The sequence below is a fragment of the Actinomycetospora succinea genome (assembly GCF_004363095.1).
In the GTDB taxonomy this organism is placed as follows: Bacteria; Actinomycetota; Actinomycetes; order Mycobacteriales; family Pseudonocardiaceae; genus Actinomycetospora; species Actinomycetospora succinea.
The window spans coordinates 132665-152371 of record NZ_SNYO01000007.1; the positions used below are offsets into that span (position 1 = coordinate 132665).

A 19707-nucleotide genomic window follows, 5' to 3' on the forward strand; every position below is an offset into this window, starting at 1 on the left:
CTCCTGAGACGGTCGCTACCCCGTTCGGAGGACACGAAGCCCCCGTCCGGGCATCTGGGTCAACCGCTCGTCGTGCCCGGACCGGACGGTCGTCGGACGGGCGTCCAGGGGTTCTCAGCTCCGGGCGTGCGCGCGCGGAGGCCCCCTAGCGTCGCGCCGTCGATCCACAACGTCTGGGAGGTATCGGCGTGGCGACCGACGTCGCGGAGAGTGCGGGACCGGCGGGCACCGTCGCGGAGCCCCGGGTCACCACCGAGCTGGCCGTCACCGGGATGACCTGCGGGACGTGCGCGGCCCGCATCCAGCGCAAGCTCGGGCGTCTGCCCGGGGTCGAGGCGAGCGTCAACTACGCCAGCGGCCGCGCCCGGGTCACCCACCCCCCGGAACAGGACCCGGCGGAGCTCGTCACGGCGGTGACCGGCCTCGGGTTCGGCGCCGAGCCGGTGACGCCGCGGATCCCCGCCCCGCGGACGGCTCCGGAACAGCCCGGCCACGAGGCAGCGACACCGGCCCCCGCCGAGGACGCGGCCGACCCCGAGCTCGCCGAGCTGCGCCACCGCGCGCTCGTCTGCCTCGCGCTGACGATCCCGGTGATCGCGGTCGCCATGAACCCCGACTGGCAGTTCCGGTACTGGCAGTGGTTCTCGCTCGTGCTCACCGCGCCGGTCGTGATCTGGGGCGGGTACCGGTTCCACAAGGCGGCGGTGCGCCATCTGCGCCACTTCTCGGCGACGATGGACACGCTGGTCTCGGTCGGCACGCTGGCCGCGTTCGGCTGGTCGCTGTGGGCGCTGTTCCAGGGCGGCGCCGGCCTCGGCGGCATGCGCCACGCCCTCTACCTGCTGCCCCGGCCCGACCAGTTCGACGGCTCCCGCACGATCTACCTCGAGGCGGCCGCCGCGATCACGACCGCGGCCCTGCTCGGGCGGTGGATCGAGCGCCGCGGGCGCCGGCGCGCGCTGGGCGTGTCGGCGGCCCTCATGGCGCCCCCGGCCGCGGAGGCCCGGGTCGTCGTCGGCGACCGCGAGCTGCCGGTCCCGGTCGGCGGCGTGCAGCCCGGCGACCGCATCGCCGTGGCGCCCGGTGAGCCGTTCCCGCTCGACGGCCGGATCGTCGAGGGACGCTCCACCGTCGACGCCGGCGCGATGACCGGCGAGTCCGCCCCCGTGGACGTCGAGCCCGGCACCGAGGTCCTCGCCGGGACCCGCAACGAGACCGCCCGCGTCGTCGTCGAGACCACCCGCGCCTCCGGGGACACCCAGTGGGCCCGCATGGCCCGGCGGGTCGAGGAGGCGCAGGCAGGCAAGACCGCGATCCAGCGCCTCGCCGACCGCATCTCGGCGTGGTTCGTGCCGGTCGTGATCATCGTGGCCGTCAACACCCTGCTGTTCTGGGGCATCTCCGGCGCCGGCTGGGGCTTCGCGATCGCCGCCGGCATGGCCGTGCTCGTCGTCGCCTGCCCCTGCGCGCTCGGCCTCGCCACGCCGACCGCGCTCGCGGTCGCGACGGGCCGCGGCGCCCAGCTCGGCATCCTGCTGCGCGGGCCCGAGGTGCTCGAGTCGAGCCGCCGCGTCGACACGATCGTCCTCGACAAGACCGGCACCGTGACCACCGGGCGCATGACGCTGCGCGCCGTGCACACCACGCCGGACACCGGGCGCGACGAGGTGCTCGCGCGGATCGGCGCCCTGGAGGCGAAGCTCGAGCACCCCGTCGCCCGGGCGATCGCCGCCGCGGCGCGCGAGGAGCTCCCGGACCGCGTTTGCGAGGCCACCGACGTCCGCGCGCTGGACGGGCTCGGCGTCGAGGGCACCGTCGACGGCGTCGGCGTGCTCGCCGGGCGCCGGCGGCTGTTCGACGACCGGGGCGTCGCCGTTCCCACCGAGCTGGCGCACGCGCTCGACCAGGCCGCCGCGCACGGCGCCACGACCGTGCTCGCGGCCTGGGACGACGGGTCCGGCGTGCTGCGGACCCGCGCGGTGCTCGAGGTGGCCGACGGGGTCCGCGAGGGCTCCGCCGAGGCCGTCGCCGAGATGAAGCACCGCGGGCTGCGTCCTGTGCTGCTGACCGGCGACAACCCGGCGGCCGCGCGGGCCGTCGCCGCCGAGGTGGGCATCGCGGCGGAGGACGTCGTCGCCGAGGTGCTGCCGATCGAGAAGGCCGACGAGGTCCGCAAGCTCCAGGAGCAGGGCGCGGTCGTCGCGATGGTCGGCGACGGCGTCAACGACGCGGCTGCGCTCGCCCAGGCCGACCTCGGTGTCGCCATGGGCACCGGGACGGCGATGGCCATCGAGGCCGGCGACGTCACGCTCGTGCGCGACGACCTGCGCGCGGTTCCCGACGCGCTGCGCCTGGCCCGCCGCACGCTCGGCACGATCCGCGGCAACCTGTTCTGGGCGTTCGCCTACAACGTCGCCGCGCTCCCGCTGGCCGTCGCCGGGCTGCTCAACCCGATGATCGCGGGCGTGACGATGGCGCTGTCCAGCGTCTTCGTCGTCGGCAACAGCCTGCGCCTGCGGCGCTTCAGGCCCTGAGCGTTCCCGGTGGCGTTTCCCGGCGCGCGGGATCGGCAAGGCCCCGGGACGTGTCGGAGGACCCTGAGGAACTGGCGAAGTCGGTATCGGAGGTCGCCTCGCGCGACGGACGCCGGCTGGCGATCGTCGAGTCGTTGACCGGTGGGCTCGTGTGCAGTGACCTGGCCGCGTCGCCGGGATCGAGCGAGTGGTTCCGGGGTGGCGTCGTCGCCTACGACCGCACGACCAAGCACGGCGCCCTCGGGGTGCCGGACGGCCCGGTCGTGTCGGAGCCCGCGGTGCGCACGATGGCCGAGAAGGCCGCGGAGCTGCTGGGCGCCGACCTGACCCTCGCGGTCAGCGGTGCCGGCGGCCCCGAGCCGCAGGACGACCAGCCGCCGGGCACCGTCTGGTTCGCCGTCACCGACCGGGGCCAGACCGAGGCGTGGATGGAGCAGACCGACTCCGGCGACCCGCAGGACGTTCTGCGCCACACGCGCGTCCGGTCGCTGCAGGCGCTGCTGAACCACCTGGGCGCATAGCGGACCATGGACGGCGTGGTGGACCACGTCGTCTGGGACTGGAACGGCACGTTGCTCGCCGACGTGCACGCCGTCGTCGACGCCTCCGCGGCCGGGCTGGCGGCGGTCGGCGTCCCCGGGGGCCTCGACCTCGCGCGCTACCGCTCGACGTTCCGGCGGCCGCTGCGCGACTTCTACACCGCGCTGGTCGGCCGCGAGGTCGGCGACGAGGAGTGGGCGCGGATGAACGCCGTGTTCGGCGAGCACTACCGGGGCCTCGAGCCCGGCCTGGCGCTCGCCGACGGTGCGCTCGACGCCCTCGAGCGCTTCGCGGGCGCCGGGCTCGGCCAGTCGGTGGTGAGCATGCTCGGGCACGACGAGCTGCACGCGACGCTGGGCCGGCGCGGGCTGCACGACTGGTTCGTGCGGGTCGACGGCGACCACCACCGCGACGGCCGCGGCAAGGAGGCCGCACTGGCCGCGCACCTCGACGTCCTCGGGCTCGACCCCGCGCGGGTGGTGCTGGTCGGCGACACCCTCGACGACGCCGCCGCGACGGCCGCGGTCGGCAGCACCTGCGTCCTGGTGGCCGAGCACTCCACCCACCACGCGGAGGACCTGGGTGCCGTCGCCCCGGCGGTACCGACGCTGCCCGAGGCGGTGGAGCACGTGCTCGCGTTGCGCCGCTCCGCGCCCTCGTCGTCGTAACCTTCTCCTCGTGGCCGTGCCGTCCGAACCGTCCTCGATGCCCGCCTACGACCGCGTCGTGCTCGTCTACAACCCCCAGAGCAGCGGCGACGGCGAGCAGCGCGCCGAGCAGGCGCGGGCGACGCTCGCCGAGCAGGCGCCCCAGATGGCGGTGGCGCTCAAGGCGACGGAGTACGCCGGGCACGCCCGCGTCATCGCCGAGGAGGAGGCGCGCGCCGGGCGGGTGCTCGTCGTCTCGGTCAGCGGCGACGGCGGCTACAACGAGGTCGTGCAGGGTGTCATGGCCGCGGGCGACGGCACGCGCTCCGGGGCCGTCGCGGCGGTGCTGCCCGCCGGCAACGCCAACGACCACCGGCGCGCCACCCGCGAGCGCCCGCTGGTCGACGCCATCGCCGCGTCGCACGTGACCCGTCTCGACCTGCTGCGCGTGGAGATCGCCGGCGAGGGCGGGCCGCGCTGGGCGCACTCCTACCTCGGGCTCGGCATCACGCCGACCGTGGCGCTCGAACTGGAGCGCGGCGGCAAGGGCTCGATCCGCGAGATCGTCACCACGGTCCGGGCGTTCTCCGCGTTCCACCCGTTCGAGGTGGACGTCGAGGGGGAGGGCCGGAAGCGCTTCGACAGCCTCGTGCTCGCCAACACCACCGAGATGGCGAAGTACGTGACGCTCTCCGACGGCGACCCGGCCGACGGGCTGTTCGAGGTCGTCACGCTGCCGCACCGCTCGAAGCTGCGGCTCCTCGCCTACGCCGTGCGCGCCGCCGTGAAGGGCCTCGGGCCGCAGCCGCGCACCGCCCGCTTCGCGTTCACCACGCTCTCCCCGATCCCGGTGCAGCTCGACGGCGAGGTGCTCGACCTGCCCGCCGACCGCGCGGTCACCGTGCGGATCGCCCCGCAGGCGCTGGCGACGGTGGTGTGAGCGGGCCGCTGGACGAGGCCCGCGGCGACGCCGAGGCCCGGGTCGCGTCGCTGGAGGCGCAGCTGGCGAACATCGTCGAGACGGCGTCGGCGAGCTCGGGCGACGACGAGCACGACCCCGAGGGCCAGACGATCGCCTACGACCGCGCCCAGGTCGCGGCGCTACTCGCGGCCGCCCGCCACGACGTCGCCGAGATCGACGCCGCGCGGGCGCGCGTGGACGCCGGGACGTACGGGGTGTGCGAGCGCTGCGGCCGCCCGATCGCCGCCGAGCGCCTCGAGGCCCGCCCGGCCGCGCGCACCTGTGTCACGTGCGCCTGAACGGAGTATGTGAGCGAACTTTGGTGCCATAGCCCCGAAGTTCGCTCACATGGCTAGGGGCGGCGGAACGGGACGGACGGGTCGCGGACGGGGCGGGTGCCGCCGGCGGCGGTGAAGCGCTCGCGGGCGGCACGGGCCACGTCGCCGTCCTCACGCAGCCCCGGGTCCATCGCGTCGCGGACCGGGCCCAGCAGCACCTTGCGGTCCGGGTGCAGCACGCTCGTCAGACGCAGGTGGGCACGCATCCACGCGGTCAGCCGGTCCTCGTCGGCGCGGGTGAGGACGACGTCGGCGGCCCAGGTCGGGGCGAGGGCGAGCTCGTCGAGCAGCAGCCCGGCCAGCGCGCGGCGCAGCGGCGAGACCCCGGTGCGGTACAGGTCCTGGCGCGTCACGCGGTTGCGCAGCATCGTCGCGTCGCCGACGTCGAGCAGCACCCATCCCGCGTCGGTCGGGTGCGCCGGCCCGTCGACCGGCACCTCGGAGCCCCACCACGCCACCAGGCCCGCGTCGCGCCCGAGCGCGGCCACCGCCTTGTCGAGGGGGACGAGCGGCTCCGACAGGGCGGCGACGACGGCGGGAGTCACGCCCGCAGTGTCCGCGCCGAGCCCGGCGGGCGCAGCGACCCCGCCAGCACGAACGCCGCCACCCCGGCGAGCGGCACGAGCGCGAGCCCGGCGCCCACGGACACGCCGTCGGCGACGGCCCCGATGATCGGCGGGAACGCGAGGAACCCGAGCCGCGCGAGCCACCCGACGACCGCGATCCCGTCGCCGGGCCGCACGCCCCGCACCCGGCCGGCAGCGGCGAAGCCGAGCGGGAAGAGCGTCGCCACGCCGAGCCCGGTCAGCGCGTAGCCCACGACCGCCGCCACCGGGTGGGCGATCAGCAGCGCCCCGGCCATCGACACCGTCGCCAGCGCCGCGCCCGAGCGCGCCACGACGACGGCGCCGAAGCGGTCGACGGCCCGGTCGCCGGCGAGGCGCCCGAGCGTCATCGCCGCCTGGAACGCCACGAACGGCAGGCCGGCGACGAACGCGCCGCCGCCGAGGTCGTCGCGCACGTAGATCGCGCCCCACGACGCCGCCGAGTCCTCGATGCCGCCCGACGACACGAGCAGCGCGGAGAGCGCGAGCAGCGGCCCGGCGGCGACGAGGACGGCGCGCCACGGGGCGTGCCCGGCGTCGCCGTCGGACCCGTGCTCCGCCTCCGGCTCCGGCCCGGGCAGGCACCAGCGCCACGCCAGCACCGAGACCACGACGAGGACCGCCGCGACGACGCCGAGGTGCACGAGCAGCGGCACCCCGAACCCGGACGCCGCCGCGCCGAGCAGCCCCGCGCCGACCGCGGCCATGCTCCACACCGCGTGCAGCCCGTTGACGATCGAGCGCCCGTACCCGGTCTGCACGCGCAGCCCGTGGGCGTTCATGGCGGCGTCGGCCCAGGCGTCCGTGAGCCCCAGGAGGAACAGCGCGGCGGCCAGCGCGAGCCACGAGGGGGCGAGCGCCACGGTCGGCAGCAGGATCGCCCCGGCCAGCCCCACCCCGGCCCCCGCGTTCCCGCTGCCCACGCGGGCGATCAGCGGGCCGGCCAGCACCCCGAAGATCAGCGCGGCGGCGGGGAACGCCGCGATCGCCGTGCCGAGCTCGGCGTTCGACAGCCCGAGCTCGTCGCGCAGGGTCGGGAACCGCGGGACGATGCTGTTGTAGGTCGCGCCGTTGACGACGAACATCCCGACGACCGCGACGCGGGCCCGCCGCAGCGCGGGTGGGGTCACGGGCGCCACGTCACCGAGCGGCGGGCGACCTCGTGGGTCTGGTCCACGGCCAGGTCCGACAGCGGCGTGCCGAACGCGGACAGCAGGCGCGGCAGCGGTCCGAGCCGCGTGACGGCGACGCCGCGCGGGCGCCCGTGGCCGGACAGGATCGCGCCGACCACGGCGACGACGGGGTGCACGGCCGGCGGGTCCAGGGTCTCGGCGGCCCCGGCCGCGTGCGCCAGCGCGATCGACACCCGGTCGCCGACCTCGAGCCCGATCCGCCGCAGCCGGTCGAGGTCCACGCTCGACCCGCCGACCTCCAGGGAGTGGTCCTCGACGACGGCCCGCCCGCCGGGCACGTTGACGACCTCGATGACGAACAGCCCCGGCGGACCGATCACGAGGTGGTCCAGGACGACGTCACCCTCGACGAACGCCATCGGGACGCTGTGCAGGATGCGCCAGCGCGCCCCGCGCCCGCGGCGCAGCGTCGGCGGGCGGGTGAGCTTGCTCAGGGTCTCGGCCACCGCGTGCTGCCCGTCGGCGCGCAGGCGGTAGGGCCGGTCGGCGTCCGGGCCCTGCTCGGCGCGGGCGCTCGCGGCCTCCTCGAGCAGCCCGTGCCCCGGCCGACGCAGGGCCAGGTCCTCGAAGCCGGAACCCCAGCCGCCCTCCGGGGGCTCGGCGCCCGCGCCGATCGCGGCGGGCTCGGCGGCCTCGGCCGGGCTCGACATCGGTGGCAGGTGGTTGTCCCACAGCCAGGCGTTGGCCTCCTGGGTGAACTGCTCCCGGAAGCCCGCGGGGACGTCGTGCGCGACCCGGGTGACCAGGTCGAGGTGCCCGAGCGGCAGGCCGTCGGACGAGGACACGTAGAGCCGGTCGGACCCGGGCCGCCGCTTGCGTCGTGCCGACATCAGCCCGCCCGCTCCTCGTCGTCGAGCCAGCGCGAGATGCGGTCGTGCTCGCGCCCGGTGAGCCCGCGGATGCCGGTGACGACCGCGCGCTCGATCCCGCCGCCCAGCAGCGGGACGGCGGCGGTGATGTCGAGGTCCACCGACAGGCGGCTGCCGGCGTCCTCGCCGACGACGCTCATGGTGCCGTCGGCGCTGATCGGCGTGCCGGGCACCGCCACCCGCGCCCGCCCCGCGCACCGCGCCGGCGTCAGCGTCCACTCCTCGGTGCGCTCGATGACGAGCACCCCGGACAGGAGCTGCTCGACCATCGCCGGGATCTGGCCGGGCGGGATGGGCTGGCGCAGCACGACGCGCACGCGCTCGGCCCCGTCGGGCGGCCCGGTGCGCTCGAAGGCGAGCACCTCGATCCGCCCGGACCCGTCGGCGTCGAGCTTGACGCGGTGGAACTCGGGGTCGGCGAGCGCGGCGGCGAAGGCGGGGACGCCGTAGGGGTAGGCGCGGCTCAACGCCAGCCGGGTGCTCACGCGGACCGAGCGTAATCGTCTCGGCGGGAGACGCAGCGCTGACGACGGAGCACGCCGATAGGGGAGCTCGACCCATCGAGATCGTCAGAACGCGTAGCGGATCGTCAGCCACGGCGCGTGCCGGGCCACCAGCTCGCGGAACCGCGCGACCGCGCGCCGCTTCACGTCGACGCGGTAGCGGACGACGGCGCCGCCGTGCTCCGTGCGCTTGGCCTCCTGGGCCTCGGGGCGCCAGAGCACGTCCTCGGCCTGCGGGTGCCAGCCGAGGTTCACCTCGTGCAGCCCCTCGTGGTGGGTCAGCAGGATCACCTCGCAGGCGGCCTGGGCCTTCGCGCGCTCCGAGAGCCGGTCGCCGAGCTCGTCGAGCAGCAGCGCCCACTCGGACTGCCACCGCTCGCGCAGCACCACGGGCGAGAAGTTGAGGTGCACCTCGTAGCCCGCGGCGACGAAGTCGTCGACCGCGGCGATGCGCTCGTCGATCGAGCTCGTGCGGATGTCGAGCAGCTTGGCGTCGCGGCGCGGCATCAGCGAGAAGCGCACGCGGGTGCCGCCGCGCGGGTCGAGGGCGAGCAGGTCGCGGTTGACGTGCTTCGTCGCGAACGACGCCTTCGCCCCGTCGAGGCGGGCGAACTGGGCGACGAGGTCGGCGACGTTGTCGCTGACGCGGGCGTCCACCGAGCAGTCGGAGTTCTCGCCGAGGTCGTAGACCCAGTCGACGGGGTCGCACTGGTTCGCCTCGGGCTTGCGCCCCTGCCGGCCCAGGTGCCGCGCGATGGTGCGCTGGATCGCGTCGATGTTGGTGAACACGGTGATCGGGTTGGCGTAGCCCTTGCGGCGCGGCACGTAGCAGTACGCGCAGGCCATGGCGCACCCGTTGGCGGTCGACGGCGCGATGAAGTCCGCCGAGCGCCCGTTCGGGCGGACCGTGAGCGACTTCTTCTCGCCGAGCACGAGGTGCTCCGCCTTCACCCGCACCCACCGGGCGACGTTCTCCTCGTCGCCGTGCAGGTCGGGGATCGCCCAGTGCGAGGCGATCTCGACGACCTCGGCGTCGGGGAACCGGGCGAGGACCTCCTGCCCGCGCAGGGAGGCGAGCGACGCCGGTTCGGCGTGGATCGTCGCGACCTCGAGCAGGCTCACGGCTCCAGGGTGCCGATCATCGCCCGCGCCGTCGCGCCGGCCCGCAGCACCTCCACGGGACGGCCCGCGCCCTCCGCGCGCGCCAGCTCCGCCAGCACCGGCGCCACGTGCTCCGGGCCGCCGAACTGGAAGCCGACCTGCGTGGCGTACGCCCGCGCCGCGGCGGCCTTGGTGTCGAGCACGGCGGTGACGTCGACGGCGACGTCGGTGCCGGCGACGCCCGGTGCGCCGAGGGCGTCCGGATGCCGCACGGCGTAGGGCGTGTCACGCCACCACGCCGTGCGGTCGGGATCCGCGAGCCCGGCGACGACGGCCGTGACGACCTGGTGGTCCACGTGGTCGCCGACGGCCTGCGGGGCGAGGACGAGGTCGGCGCCCTCGACCCGCCCCCGGACCGCCTCGGTGACCGCGTCGGCCACGTCGTCGTCCTCGCGGCGCCCCGCGAACAGCGCGGCCGGGGAGTCGTAGCCCCGGTGGGGCGCCTCGAGCAGCCCGCGGTGCTCGCCGCGCACGCCGAGCCGGGCCAGGGCGGCGGCGTCCTCGTCGCGGCGCAGGGCCATGTAGTCGACGTCGGGGGCGAGGCCCTTGTCGGTCTGGCACGCGAGCGCGAACCCGGTCGGCGCGTCCACCGAGCCCGTGAACACCGTGAGCACGAGGACGTCGTGCCCGGCCGCGGCGAGGCGCGCGAGGGTGCCGCCGGCGGAGAACACGGCGTCGTCGAGGTGCGGGCTGACCGCGACGATGCGGCTCACAGCAGGTGCGGCGCCGCGCGGAAGCGGCAGTCGGGGTCGACGGGGACGTCGGGGATCGCGGGCACCGGCACGTCGCGCACCGCGTCGTAGACGTCGGTGAGCCGGTGCGCGACGACCGGCCACGACCAGCGGGCCCGGACCTCGTCGAGGGCCCGGCGGGCGAGACCGGCGCGCAGGTCGGCGTCGTCGAGCACGCGGGCGATCCCGTCAGCGAGGGCGGTCGGGTCCTTCGGCGGCACGAGCAGCCCGTTGTCGCCGTCGCGGACGCAGTCGCGGACGCCGACGACGTCGGTCGACACCACCGGCAGGCCGCTCGCCATCGCCTCGAGCACCGTGTTCGAGAATCCCTCCGCGTAGGTCGGGCTGACGAAGACGTCCCCGCGCCGGTAGACCTCGTGCGCGTCCTCGTAGGCCGTGTAGCCGAGCTGGGTGACGTGCTCGTCGAGCCCGAGCTCGGTGACGCGGTCGGCCACGGTGTCGGTGTCGGGCCCGATGCCGGAAACGACGAGGTGCAGGCGGCGACCGCGGTCGAGCAGGTCGGCGACGGCGTCGAGCAGGTCGAGCACGCCCTTCCTGGCGTCGACGCGACCGTGGTAGAGCAGCACGGGCGGGTCGGACAGCGCCCCGGGCTCGCGCGCCGGGGTGAACCGCTCGGTGTCGGTGGCCCCGGAGACCACCGTCCAGCGGTCGGGGGCGACGCCGTGGCGCTCCGAGACCTCCGCGGCGAACGACGACGACCCGATGACCAGCGCCGGCGCGTGGGCGAACACCGCGCGCACGAGCGTCTCGTGGGTCGCGCAGCAGGTGCCCACCCAGTGGCCGTCGCCGCCCTGCACGCTGACGACGGCGGGCAGCCCGAGGTCGTGCGCGGCCCGCAGCACCGCCAGCCCGTTGGGGTAGGCGTACTGGGCGTGGAGCAGGTCGAACGGTGCCTTCGCGTGCTCGGCGGCGATCGTGTCGCGCATCGTGGCGACGTCGGCCTCGAAGTCCGCCGGGCGGCCCTCGACGACCTCCTGCTCGCCGTGCGCCTCGAGCGCGACGACGTGCACGCCGTCGGGCACCCGCTCGGGCGGCGGCGGGCCGCCGCCGTAGACACCGCGCCCGACGGGGTCGCCGCGGTACTGCGAGACCAGCGTGACGTCGTGGCCCTCGCGCACGAGGTGGCGCAGCAGGTTCTCCGCGTAGGCGCTCATGCCGGAGACCGCCGGCCAGTAGCGGCGGGAGACGAAGCAGATCCTCACGCGCTGATCTCCATTCTCCGGATCGTCTCCAGGGCGCCCGGGACGAGCGTGTCGGCGCGGTGCGAGTCCCGGGACAGCTCGAACGACACGAGCCCCGGGTGGCGCACCTCGCGCAGCGCCCCGAGCACCGCGGGCAGGTCCATGTCCCCCTCGCCGGGCGCGCGGTGCTCGTGCACCCCGCGCGGCATGTCCTCGACCGCGACGGCCCCGAGCAGCGGCGCGAACTCGCGCACGGCGCCCTCGGGGCTCCAGCGCCCCGAGACGATGCAGTGCCCGGTGTCGAGGGCGAGCGTGATCTCGGGGACGTCGAGCGCCAGGCGCATCCAGTCGTCGCAGTCCTCGACGAGCATCCCCGGCTCCGGCTCCACGGCGCAGACGACGCCGCGCTCCCGGGCGTGCGCGACGACCTCGCCCACCCCGTCGGCGAGCCACCGCCACGCCTCGTCGCGGTCCTGGTCGCCGGCGGGCACGCCGGCCCAGAACGACACCGCCTCGCTGCCGAGGTCGGCGGCGACGTCGACGCAGGTGCGCAGGAACTCCACGCGCCGCGCCCGCCCGTCGGCGTCACCGGCGATCAGCGTCGGCTGGTGCTTGCGGCGCGGGTCGAGCAGGAAGCGCGCGCCGGTCTCGACGACGCTGCCCAGCCCGAGGCCGCGCAGCCGGTCGGCCAGCGCCGCGGTGCGCCGGCCCAGCTCGGGGGCGAACGGATCGTGGTGGGCGACGTCGAGGGTCAGGGCCACCCCGTCGTAGCCGCAGTCGGCGAGCAGCGCGAGCGCGTCGTCGAGGCGGTGCGAGGTGAGGCCGTTGGTGTTGTAGGCGTAGCGCAGGCGGTGCTCGTGCGCGGACTCGGACATCCCGGCGGAGGTACCACCGCGAGCACCCGCCGGAACCGTCGTGCGGCGGATCCGGTCGTTCGCGACCGGTCACCCGCGACCGAGGGCCCCGACCACTCGTCCCGCCACTCGTCGCGGGCATCTCCAAGATCGCCGCAGGTCAGCGGTCGGCCCGCTGCGGCCTGCGGTTGGTGCAGCATCTGCACGCGGAAACAGTGATGTTGACCACAAGGGTCGCCGACGCGTTCAGTGACCTTCGCACGACGGCGAGCGAGGGGCCGTTCGGAGCAGGACGAGCACCCGACGGCGGAGGGGAGGGCACCCATGACGGAATCGCGCCACGGCCGCGGCGTCGGCGGGGGTCGCTCCCTGAAGACCGCTGCCGAGGCGCTGGCGGCGCTGCGCTTCCTCGGGGCCGCCGAGGACGGCATCACCGCCGAGGCGCTGGCCGCCGAGCTCGGCAAGAGCACGGCCACCGCCCGCTACCTGCTCAACACCCTGTGCCAGGAGGGCTTCGCGGTCCGCGACGGCCGCAGCGGCACCTTCCGGCTCCAGGAGAGCCCGCCGTGGGGTGACGCGTGGGGTGACACCGACGCGCCCCACGACCTGACGCGCCACGAGCTGCCCGACCGGCTCTCGGACGCGGTCACCGACCTGTACTGGCGCACCCGGCAGCGCACCTACCTCGCGCGGTGGGAGGACGGCGACGACAGCACGGTCATCGTCGACGCCCGCGGCCACCAGGGCCTGCCCCGCGTCCCCGACCTCACCGAGCGCATCCCGCTCGCCTCGGCCCACGCCCTCGCGGTGACGAAGGCGCTGATCGCCTCCGCCGGGTCGCGCGCGGTCGCCCTGCGCGAGCGCTCCGAGCTGTCGGCCTTCACCGGCACCACCATCACGAGCGCCCCGGCGATCGAGCTCGAGCTCGCGCGGGTCCGCAGGCGTGGCTACGCCGTGGACCGCGAGGAGTACGCCGAGGGCTTCTGTTGCATCGGCGCGCCGATCTTCGCCCCCGACGGGCGGGTCGCCGCCGGCATCGCGATCTCCACGCCTGCGCGGCGCTTCGCCACGCACGCCGAAGAGCTCACCGGCGCCGTTCGCGACGTCGCTGCGACCGCCACGCGCGGCTGGTCGGAGTCCGACACGGGACTCCCACCGCCGCAGCCGGCCGACCCCGTACCCCCCGGGTACTGAGCCGACACCGGCCGTGCCGCCATCCACAGCGTCGAACGAGATGGGCCACACCGACGCCAGGCGGCCACCACCACGGACCACGGCTGCGGAACCCCGTATGCCGAGCTGGAACTCCACAAGGAGAAGAAGATGAGCCGTCAGAGTTTGGCGAAGGCTCACCAGAAGATCCAGGAACTTTCCTGGGAGCCGCAGTACCACGAGCCGTACATGAAGTACGGGACGGACTACACGTTCCGTAAGGCGGCCAAGAAGGACCCGCTCAAGCAGGTCCTCCGGTCCTACTTCCCCATGCAGGAGGAGAAGGACAACCGCGTCTACGGCGCGTCCGACGGTGCGATCCGCGGGAACATGTTCCGCCAGGTCCAGGAGCGTTGGCTGGAGTGGCAGAAGCTGTTCCTGTCGATCATCCCGCTGCCGGAGATCTCGGCCGCACGGTCGATGCCGATGCTGTTCCAGGCGGTTCCGAACCCGGAGCTGCACAACGGCCAGGCGATCCAGATGATCGACGAGGTTCGGCACAGCACGATCCAGCAGAACCTCAAGCGGCTGTACATGAACAACTACATCGACCCGGCGGGCTTCAACAACACCCTCCGGAACTTCCACTCGGACTACTGCGGCACCATCGGCCGTCAGTTCGCCGAGGGCTTCATCACCGGTGACGCGATCACCGCGGCCAGCATCTACCTGACGATCGTCGCCGAGACGGCGTTCACGAACACCCTGTTCGTGGCCATGCCGGCCGAGGCCGCGGCCAACGGTGACTACCTGCTGCCGACGGTGTTCCACTCGGTGCAGTCCGACGAGTCGCGGCACATCTCCAACGGCTACGCCACGCTGCTCATGGCGCTGTCGGACGAGGACAACCGCCAGCTGCTCGAGCGCGACCTGCGCTACGCGTGGTGGAACAACCACCGCGTGGTGGACGCCGCCATCGGCACGTTCATCGAGTACGGCACCAAGGACCGGCGCAAGGACCGCGAGTCCTACGCCGAGATGTGGCGCCGCTGGATCTACGACGACTACTACCGTGCGTACCTGCTGCCGCTCGAGAAGTACGGCCTCGTGATCCCGCACGACCTGGTCGAGGAGTCCTGGAACCAGATCTGGAACAAGGGCTACGTCCACGAGGTCGCGCAGTTCTTCGCCACCGGGTGGCTCGCGAACTACTGGCGCATCGACGGCATGACCGACGAAGACTTCGAGTGGTTCGAGTACAAGTACCCGGGCTGGTACGACAAGTACGGCAAGTGGTGGGAGAACTACAACCGTCTGGCGAAGCCGAACGGTCACCACCCGATCGTCGCCGAGGACGTCGACTACGTGTACCCGCACCGCTGCTGGACCTGCATGGTCCCGTGCCTGGTGCGCGAGGACATGGTCGTCGACAAGGTGGACGGCCAGTGGCGCACGTACTGCCACGAGGCCTGCCGCTGGACCGACGCCGAGGCCTTCCGGCCCACGTACCAGGGTCGCGAGACCCCGAACATGGGCAAGCTCGTGGGTCACCGCGAGTGGGAGACGCTGTACCACGGCTGGAACTGGGCCGACGTCGTCTCCGACATGGGCTTCGTCCGCGACGACGGCAAGACCATGACGGCGCAGCCGCACCTCGATCTCGACCCGAAGAAGATGTGGACGCTCGACCACCTGCGGCGCATGCCGCACGTGGCCAGCCCCAACGTCATCCTCAACGAGATGAGCGACGCGGACCGCGAGGCGTTCGTGGCGGACTACAACCAGCAGGGCCCGGCCGGCCGTCCGGCCAACGCGACCAGCTAGTACCGGTCGTCGCACTGCGGTGAGGTGAGAGGGAGGGCCGGGTCCACCCGGCCCTCCCTCGATCCCTCACGCCCATGTCCGGCCCGCATCAGAGGAGATTCGTCCGGACTTCGGCCATTTCCCTCCCGAACGGAGAAGCCATCGATGGGTGAGAAGCACCGGGTCCGGTTCGAACCGGTGGGCATCGAGATCGATGTCGACGAGGACAAGACGATCCTGCGTGCCGCCTCGGAGCAGGGACTGCAGCTGATGCACGGCTGCAAGGAAGGTCAGTGCGCGGCCTGCAAGTCCTTCGTCCTCGAGGGCGACATGGACGAGATCGAGCTCGACAAGTACTCGACGTTCGCGCTCCCCGACATGGAGCGCGAGGAGGGGCAGACGCTCCTCTGCCGGGCCCACGCCTACGACGACCTGGTCATCGAGCTCCTCAACTACGACGAAGAGATCATCCGCAGCGGTCTCCCGCTCCGGAAGGGCACCGTGGAGGTGCTCGCGAACGACCCCGTCACCCACGACATGCGGCACCTCGTGGTCAAGCAGATCGCCGGCGAGGACATCAAGTTCTTCCCGGGCCAGTACATGGACCTGACGGTGCCCGACACCGGCGAGGTCCGGTCGTTCTCCATGGCGAACCTCCCGAACCGCGAGGGCGTGTTCGAGTTCGTCATCAAGATCTACCCCGACGGCGTGTTCTCCCAGTTCCTGGAGAACAAGGTGGCGGTCGGCGACCGCATCGAGGTGGAGGCGCCGTTCGGCACCTGCACCCTGCGCGAGAACCGGACGTCGGACATCGTCTTCATCGGCGGCGGCGCCGGCATGGCCCCGTTGCTCGGCCTGCTGCGCGCGCTCTCCGAGAAGGACGGCAGCGAGCGCAAGGCCCGTCTCTACTACGGCGCCCGCACCCGGGCGGACCTGTGCTTCGAGGACGAGCTCCACGCCCTCGAGGAGAAGATCCCCGGATTCCGCTACATCCCTGCGCTCTCGGACCACGACGGCGACGACTGGGACGGCGAGACGGGCCTCATCACCGAGGTCGTCCGGGCGAACGAGCCGGCGCTCGAAGGGATGGATGCCTATGTGTGCGGGCCGCCGCCGATGGTGGATGCGGCAATCGCCCTGCTGACCCAGCGCGGAATGGACGAGCGGCACATCTACTACGACAAGTTCACCACCACCGGAGAGCCGGAGGACGAGGGCTGACCATGACAAGCACCGAAGAACGTCCCGAGCGGAGCGTTCCGAAGCCCGTCTTCACCGACGCGGAGGCGGGCGCCAAGGAGTTCCCGGATTCCGGGGCCTCGGCCCGGCGCTACAACTACTTCAAGCCGGCGAAGCGCAAGCAGACCCACTACGAGGACGTGACGGTCGAGGTCCAGCCGGACCCCCGCCACTACCTCTCCCAGGGCTGGATCTACGGCTTCGCCGACGGGTCCCGCGGCTACCCGCTGACCTGGACCAAGCTCAAGGCGTGGGGCGTCGACAACCCCGAGCCCGAGCGCGGCCCCGGTTCCGGCGGCAAGCACGTCGAGGACTGGCCCGCCCACGGCTGGCACGAGTTCCGTGATCCCAACGAGGAGTGGGAACTCACGATGTACCGGTACAACGCCAACGTTGTCCGGCAGATCAACCAGAACGTCGAGAACGCCCGCAACGCGAAGGCGTTCGACCAGTGGACCCCGAACTGGGTGCGCTTCGTCGAGCGCAACGTCGGCGCCTGGATGCACATCGAGCACATCTTCGGCCTGTACGTCTTCGCCGGCTGCAACCGCTCCGGCCCGACGAACATGCACAACACGGCGATGGCCGTGAACAGCGAGCACAAGATTCGCTTCGCCCAGGACCTGGCCCTCTACAACCTCACCCTCACCGAGGAGATCGAGGGCTTCGACGGCACCGCGCACCTCGACGCGTGGAACAACGACGCCGAGTGGCAGGGCGTCCGCAAGGTCGCCGAGGCGATCACGGCGATCGAGGACGACTGGGGCGAGTCGATCTTCGCCACGAACATCGTCTTCGAGCCCCTGCTCGGCGAGCTCTTCCGGTCCGGCCTGGTCATGCAGTCCGCGGCGGGCAACGGTGACTACGTGACGCCGACCGTCGTGGGCGCCGGCGAGTACGACTACGCCCAGCGCGACCTGCGCTGGACCGTGGCCGCCTTCGCCCCGCTGACGCAGGACCGCGAGTTCGCGCAGCACAACAAGGACCTGTTCAACAGCTGGCTCGCCAAGTGGGTCCCCCAGTGCCTCGAGGCGGCCCGCACGATGCAGCCGCTGTGGTCCCAGCCCGACGCCAAGCCGCCGCGCTTCGAGGACAGCCTCGACCGCGCCAAGAACCGTTTCGCCGGGATCCTCACCGATCTCGGACTCGAAGCCCCGAAGGAGCTGAACCAGTGACCAAGTCCTTCAAGACGGCCGAGAGCCCGTTCAAGCAGGACAACACCGAGTCCGGCATGGCCGGCGTGACCCTGATGAACAACCAGGTCGGGGTCGTCGTCGCCGAGGTGATGGACCGTCAGCCCAACGTGACGGTCAAGCACCTCCCCTCGATGATCCGCGTGGACTGCCAGGGCCGCATGGACTTCGTGTACGCGGACATCTCCGAGGCGCTCGGCGAGGAGCCCGACTTCTACAACGCCGCCGAGTTCGAGGAGAACATGTCGACCCACTACGGGAAGATGATCCACATGGATGACCGGACGATCATGTTCGGCAACCTCGAGGAGGCCGCCGAGTTCATCGGCGACATGTTGCCTCCGGTGGTGAACAAGTAGGACGCCGGTTCTCGGGTCGTCGCACATCCGCGCGCGGGGTGGGTGTGCGGCGACCCGAGTCCGTTGCACGATGAACCGTTGACGCCCCGTTCGCGCCCCAGAGCACCGGAGAAGTGAGGACATGGCCAAGGAACTGCGATTCGGCGCCGACGCGCGCAGGGCTCTCCAGGCTGGAGTCGACCAGCTCGCGGAAGCGGTGAAATCGACGCTGGGGCCCAAGGGACGCAACGTCATCCTCGAGAAGATCACCGGTACGCCGGAGGTCACGAACGACGGCGTGACGATCGCGCGGGAGATCTACCTGCGGGACCAGTTCGAGAACATGGGCGCGCAGGTCCTCAAGGAGGCCGCCGTCAAGACCAACGACGTGGTCGGTGACGGCACCACCACGTCGACCGTGCTCGCCCAGGCGATCGTCCGCGAGGGCCTCAAGGCCATCGGCCAGGGCGGCAACCCGGTGCTCGTCAAGCGCGGGATCGACGCCGCGGTCGCGCGGATCGTCACCCACCTCGCGTCGGTGGCGCACCCCGTCGACGACGTCGAGGCGCTCGCGAGGGTCGCCGCGATCTCCGCCAACGACGACGACGCGATCGGCCGCGTCGTCGCCGAGACCCTGCACACCGTGGGCGACGACGGTGTCATCACCGTCGACGACGGCCCGATGCTGGGTCTGCACGTGAACTTCGTCGAGGACTTCGAGTTCGACAACGGCTACGTCTCGCCGTACCTCGTCACCGACCCCGGCTCCATGCTGGCCGTCCTCGACGACCCGTACATCCTCTTCTCCGCCGAGAAGATCACCGACGTGCGCTCCCTCATGCCGGTGCTCGAGCGGATCATGCGCGACCCGCGGCCGCTCGTGATCGTGGCCGAGAAGGTCGAGGGCTCCGCCCTCCAGATGCTGGTGCACAACCACGTCAACGGGCACCTCAAGGTCACCGCGATCCAGGCCCCGGGCTTCGGCGAGAAGCGGGTGCACCTCCTCGAGGACATGGCCGCCCTGTGCGGCGGCAAGGTGTACTCGAAGGCCTCGGCGTTCGCGCTCGAGCAGATGGGCGCCGAGCACCTGGGCCGCGCGACGCAGGTCCGCGCGACCAGCGAGAACACCGCGATCATCGGCGGCCTCGGCGACCCGACCGTCCGCGAGACCCGCCTGGCGCAGCTGCGGGCGGAGATGGACCGGGCCACGATCGGCACCGACGAGGACTGGTTCTCCGAGCGCATCGCGCGGCTGTCCGGCAAGGCGGCGATCCTGCAGGTCGGCGCGCCGACCAACGCGGAGCTCAAGGAGGTCCGCCACCGCGTCGACGACTCGCTGCAGGCGACCCGCGCGGCCATGGCCGAGGGCATCGTCGCCGGCGGCGGCGCGGCCCTGCTGCACGCCGAGGCGGCGCTGGGCGACCTCGACGGCCTGTCCGGCGACGGGCGCATCGGCGCCGAGATCGTGCGGGCGGCGCTGTCGGAGCCGGCGAACCTCATCGCGTCGAACGCGGGCTACGAGGGCGCCGACGTCGTCAAGCAGACCCGCGACCTGGGCGTCGACGAAGGCTTCGACGCCCTCGAGGGCCGGTTCGGCAACATGGTCGAGCTCGGCATCATCGACCCGCTGCGGGTCGTGCGCTCCGCGCTCCAGAACGGCGCCTCGGTGGCCGGCCTGATCCTCACGACGAACTCGCTCGTCGCCGAGGAACAGACCCCCTGGAACAAGTCCCTCATGACAGAGTTCGGCCAGCTCGACGAGGGCCTGCCGCAGCCGGCGCCCGACTCGAGCACGCCCCAGTCGATGGGCCTCGGCCCGTCCATGGGGTGACCGCTGTGACCAC

General features: G+C 73.1%; 19 protein-coding genes. 11 read left to right on the forward strand and 8 right to left on the reverse strand.

The annotated features are described in order from the left end of the window. Positions 1 to 188 precede the first annotated feature (188 nt). Genes EV188_RS22195 through EV188_RS22215 form a run of 5 tightly spaced genes read left to right on the forward strand, consistent with a single transcriptional unit; the run spans position 189 to position 4981 of the window. Positions 189 to 2534 (forward strand): heavy metal translocating P-type ATPase, encoded by a 2346-nt coding sequence (locus tag EV188_RS22195; protein WP_279536763.1) that lies wholly within the window; start codon positions 189 to 191, stop codon positions 2532 to 2534. A gap of 50 nt (positions 2535 to 2584) precedes the next feature. Further along, positions 2585 to 3055, forward strand: coding sequence for a CinA family protein (locus EV188_RS22200; protein ID WP_133828487.1), 471 nt, complete (start codon positions 2585 to 2587; stop codon positions 3053 to 3055). 15 nt (positions 3056 to 3070) lie between these two features. Continuing rightward, positions 3071 to 3742 (forward strand): HAD family hydrolase, encoded by a 672-nt coding sequence (locus EV188_RS22205; protein ID WP_166660016.1) that lies wholly within the window; start codon positions 3071 to 3073, stop codon positions 3740 to 3742. Between the two features lie 10 nt (positions 3743 to 3752). After that, complete coding sequence (locus EV188_RS22210) at positions 3753 to 4661, forward strand: diacylglycerol/lipid kinase family protein (RefSeq protein WP_243741905.1); 909 nt, start codon at positions 3753 to 3755, stop codon at positions 4659 to 4661. Further along, positions 4658 to 4981: a TraR/DksA family transcriptional regulator gene (locus EV188_RS22215; protein ID WP_133828489.1), complete on the forward strand. Its 324-nt coding sequence runs from the start codon at positions 4658 to 4660 to the stop codon at positions 4979 to 4981. The genes EV188_RS22210 and EV188_RS22215 overlap by 4 nt, the downstream gene beginning before the upstream one ends. Positions 4982 to 5034: 53 nt before the next feature. On the opposite strand, the gene EV188_RS22220 is transcribed toward EV188_RS22215, so the two are convergent. The 8 genes from EV188_RS22220 to EV188_RS22255 all read right to left on the reverse strand — a co-directional run bounded on the left by EV188_RS22220 (position 5035) and on the right by EV188_RS22255 (position 12159). Beyond that, positions 5035 to 5565, reverse strand: a complete 531-nt coding sequence (locus tag EV188_RS22220) for a GIY-YIG nuclease family protein (protein ID WP_133828490.1) — start codon at positions 5563 to 5565, stop codon at positions 5035 to 5037. Beyond that, a complete protein-coding gene (locus tag EV188_RS22225) occupies positions 5562 to 6755 on the reverse strand; it encodes an MFS transporter (protein WP_243741906.1) in 1194 nt (397 codons plus the stop codon). The genes EV188_RS22220 and EV188_RS22225 overlap by 4 nt, the downstream gene beginning before the upstream one ends. Continuing rightward, positions 6752 to 7648, reverse strand: a complete 897-nt coding sequence (locus EV188_RS22230; protein WP_133828491.1) for a nuclease-related domain-containing protein — start codon at positions 7646 to 7648, stop codon at positions 6752 to 6754. Before EV188_RS22230 ends, EV188_RS22225 begins: the two co-directional genes overlap by 4 nt. Continuing rightward, complete coding sequence (locus EV188_RS22235; RefSeq protein ID WP_166660017.1) at positions 7648 to 8172, reverse strand: DUF2505 domain-containing protein; 525 nt, start codon at positions 8170 to 8172, stop codon at positions 7648 to 7650. The genes EV188_RS22230 and EV188_RS22235 overlap by 1 nt, the downstream gene beginning before the upstream one ends. A gap of 84 nt (positions 8173 to 8256) precedes the next feature. After that, positions 8257 to 9312: a spore photoproduct lyase family protein gene (locus EV188_RS22240; protein ID WP_133828493.1), complete on the reverse strand. Its 1056-nt coding sequence runs from the start codon at positions 9310 to 9312 to the stop codon at positions 8257 to 8259. After that, entirely contained in the window at positions 9309 to 10064 is a 756-nt protein-coding gene (locus EV188_RS22245) for a PIG-L deacetylase family protein (RefSeq protein ID WP_133828494.1), read from the reverse strand. The genes EV188_RS22240 and EV188_RS22245 overlap by 4 nt, the downstream gene beginning before the upstream one ends. Next, entirely contained in the window at positions 10061 to 11305 is a 1245-nt protein-coding gene (locus EV188_RS22250; RefSeq protein ID WP_133828495.1) for a glycosyltransferase family 4 protein, read from the reverse strand. The genes EV188_RS22245 and EV188_RS22250 overlap by 4 nt, the downstream gene beginning before the upstream one ends. Continuing rightward, positions 11302 to 12159 carry a sugar phosphate isomerase/epimerase family protein gene (locus tag EV188_RS22255; RefSeq protein ID WP_133828496.1) on the reverse strand — a complete coding sequence of 286 codons (858 nt, stop codon included), beginning with the start codon at positions 12157 to 12159 and terminating at the stop codon, positions 11302 to 11304. The genes EV188_RS22250 and EV188_RS22255 overlap by 4 nt, the downstream gene beginning before the upstream one ends. 303 nt (positions 12160 to 12462) lie before the next feature. Between EV188_RS22255 and EV188_RS22260 the strand changes: the two genes are divergently transcribed. From EV188_RS22260 to groL, 6 genes are all read left to right on the forward strand, one after another. Further along, the gene (locus EV188_RS22260) at positions 12463 to 13332 is read left to right on the forward strand and encodes an IclR family transcriptional regulator (protein WP_133828497.1); all 870 of its coding nucleotides are present in this window, start codon (positions 12463 to 12465) and stop codon (positions 13330 to 13332) included. Positions 13333 to 13461: 129 nt separating this feature from the next. Further along, positions 13462 to 15114: a ferritin family protein gene (locus EV188_RS22265; protein ID WP_133828498.1), complete on the forward strand. Its 1653-nt coding sequence runs from the start codon at positions 13462 to 13464 to the stop codon at positions 15112 to 15114. Between the two features lie 144 nt (positions 15115 to 15258). Further along, a complete protein-coding gene (locus EV188_RS22270) occupies positions 15259 to 16314 on the forward strand; it encodes an FAD-binding oxidoreductase (protein ID WP_133828499.1) in 1056 nt (351 codons plus the stop codon). 2 nt (positions 16315 to 16316) lie between these two features. Next, a complete protein-coding gene (locus tag EV188_RS22275; protein ID WP_133828500.1) occupies positions 16317 to 17507 on the forward strand; it encodes a ferritin family protein in 1191 nt (396 codons plus the stop codon). A gap of 56 nt (positions 17508 to 17563) precedes the next feature. Next, a complete protein-coding gene (locus tag EV188_RS22280; RefSeq protein WP_133828616.1) occupies positions 17564 to 17884 on the forward strand; it encodes an MmoB/DmpM family protein in 321 nt (106 codons plus the stop codon). A gap of 121 nt (positions 17885 to 18005) precedes the next feature. Continuing rightward, complete coding sequence (gene groL, locus EV188_RS22285; protein ID WP_133828501.1) at positions 18006 to 19694, forward strand: chaperonin GroEL; 1689 nt, start codon at positions 18006 to 18008, stop codon at positions 19692 to 19694. Positions 19695 to 19707 lie beyond the last annotated feature (13 nt).

Excerpts from the sequence above, each read along its gene's own strand:
- EV188_RS22265 (WP_133828498.1), top strand. The coding sequence starts at position 13,462 with ATGAGCCGTCAGAGTTTGGCGAAGGCTCACCAGAAGATCCAGGAACTT.
- EV188_RS22275 (WP_133828500.1), top strand. The coding sequence starts at position 16,317 with ATGACAAGCACCGAAGAACGTCCCGAGCGGAGCGTTCCGAAGCCCGTC.
- EV188_RS22280 (WP_133828616.1), top strand. The coding sequence starts at position 17,564 with ATGGCCGGCGTGACCCTGATGAACAACCAGGTCGGGGTCGTCGTCGCC.
- EV188_RS22255 (WP_133828496.1), bottom strand. The coding sequence starts at position 12,159 with ATGTCCGAGTCCGCGCACGAGCACCGCCTGCGCTACGCCTACAACACC.
- groL (WP_133828501.1), top strand. The coding sequence starts at position 18,006 with ATGGCCAAGGAACTGCGATTCGGCGCCGACGCGCGCAGGGCTCTCCAG.
- EV188_RS22230 (WP_133828491.1), bottom strand. The coding sequence starts at position 7,648 with ATGTCGGCACGACGCAAGCGGCGGCCCGGGTCCGACCGGCTCTACGTG.
- EV188_RS22260 (WP_133828497.1), top strand. The coding sequence starts at position 12,463 with ATGACGGAATCGCGCCACGGCCGCGGCGTCGGCGGGGGTCGCTCCCTG.
- EV188_RS22270 (WP_133828499.1), top strand. The coding sequence starts at position 15,259 with ATGGGTGAGAAGCACCGGGTCCGGTTCGAACCGGTGGGCATCGAGATC.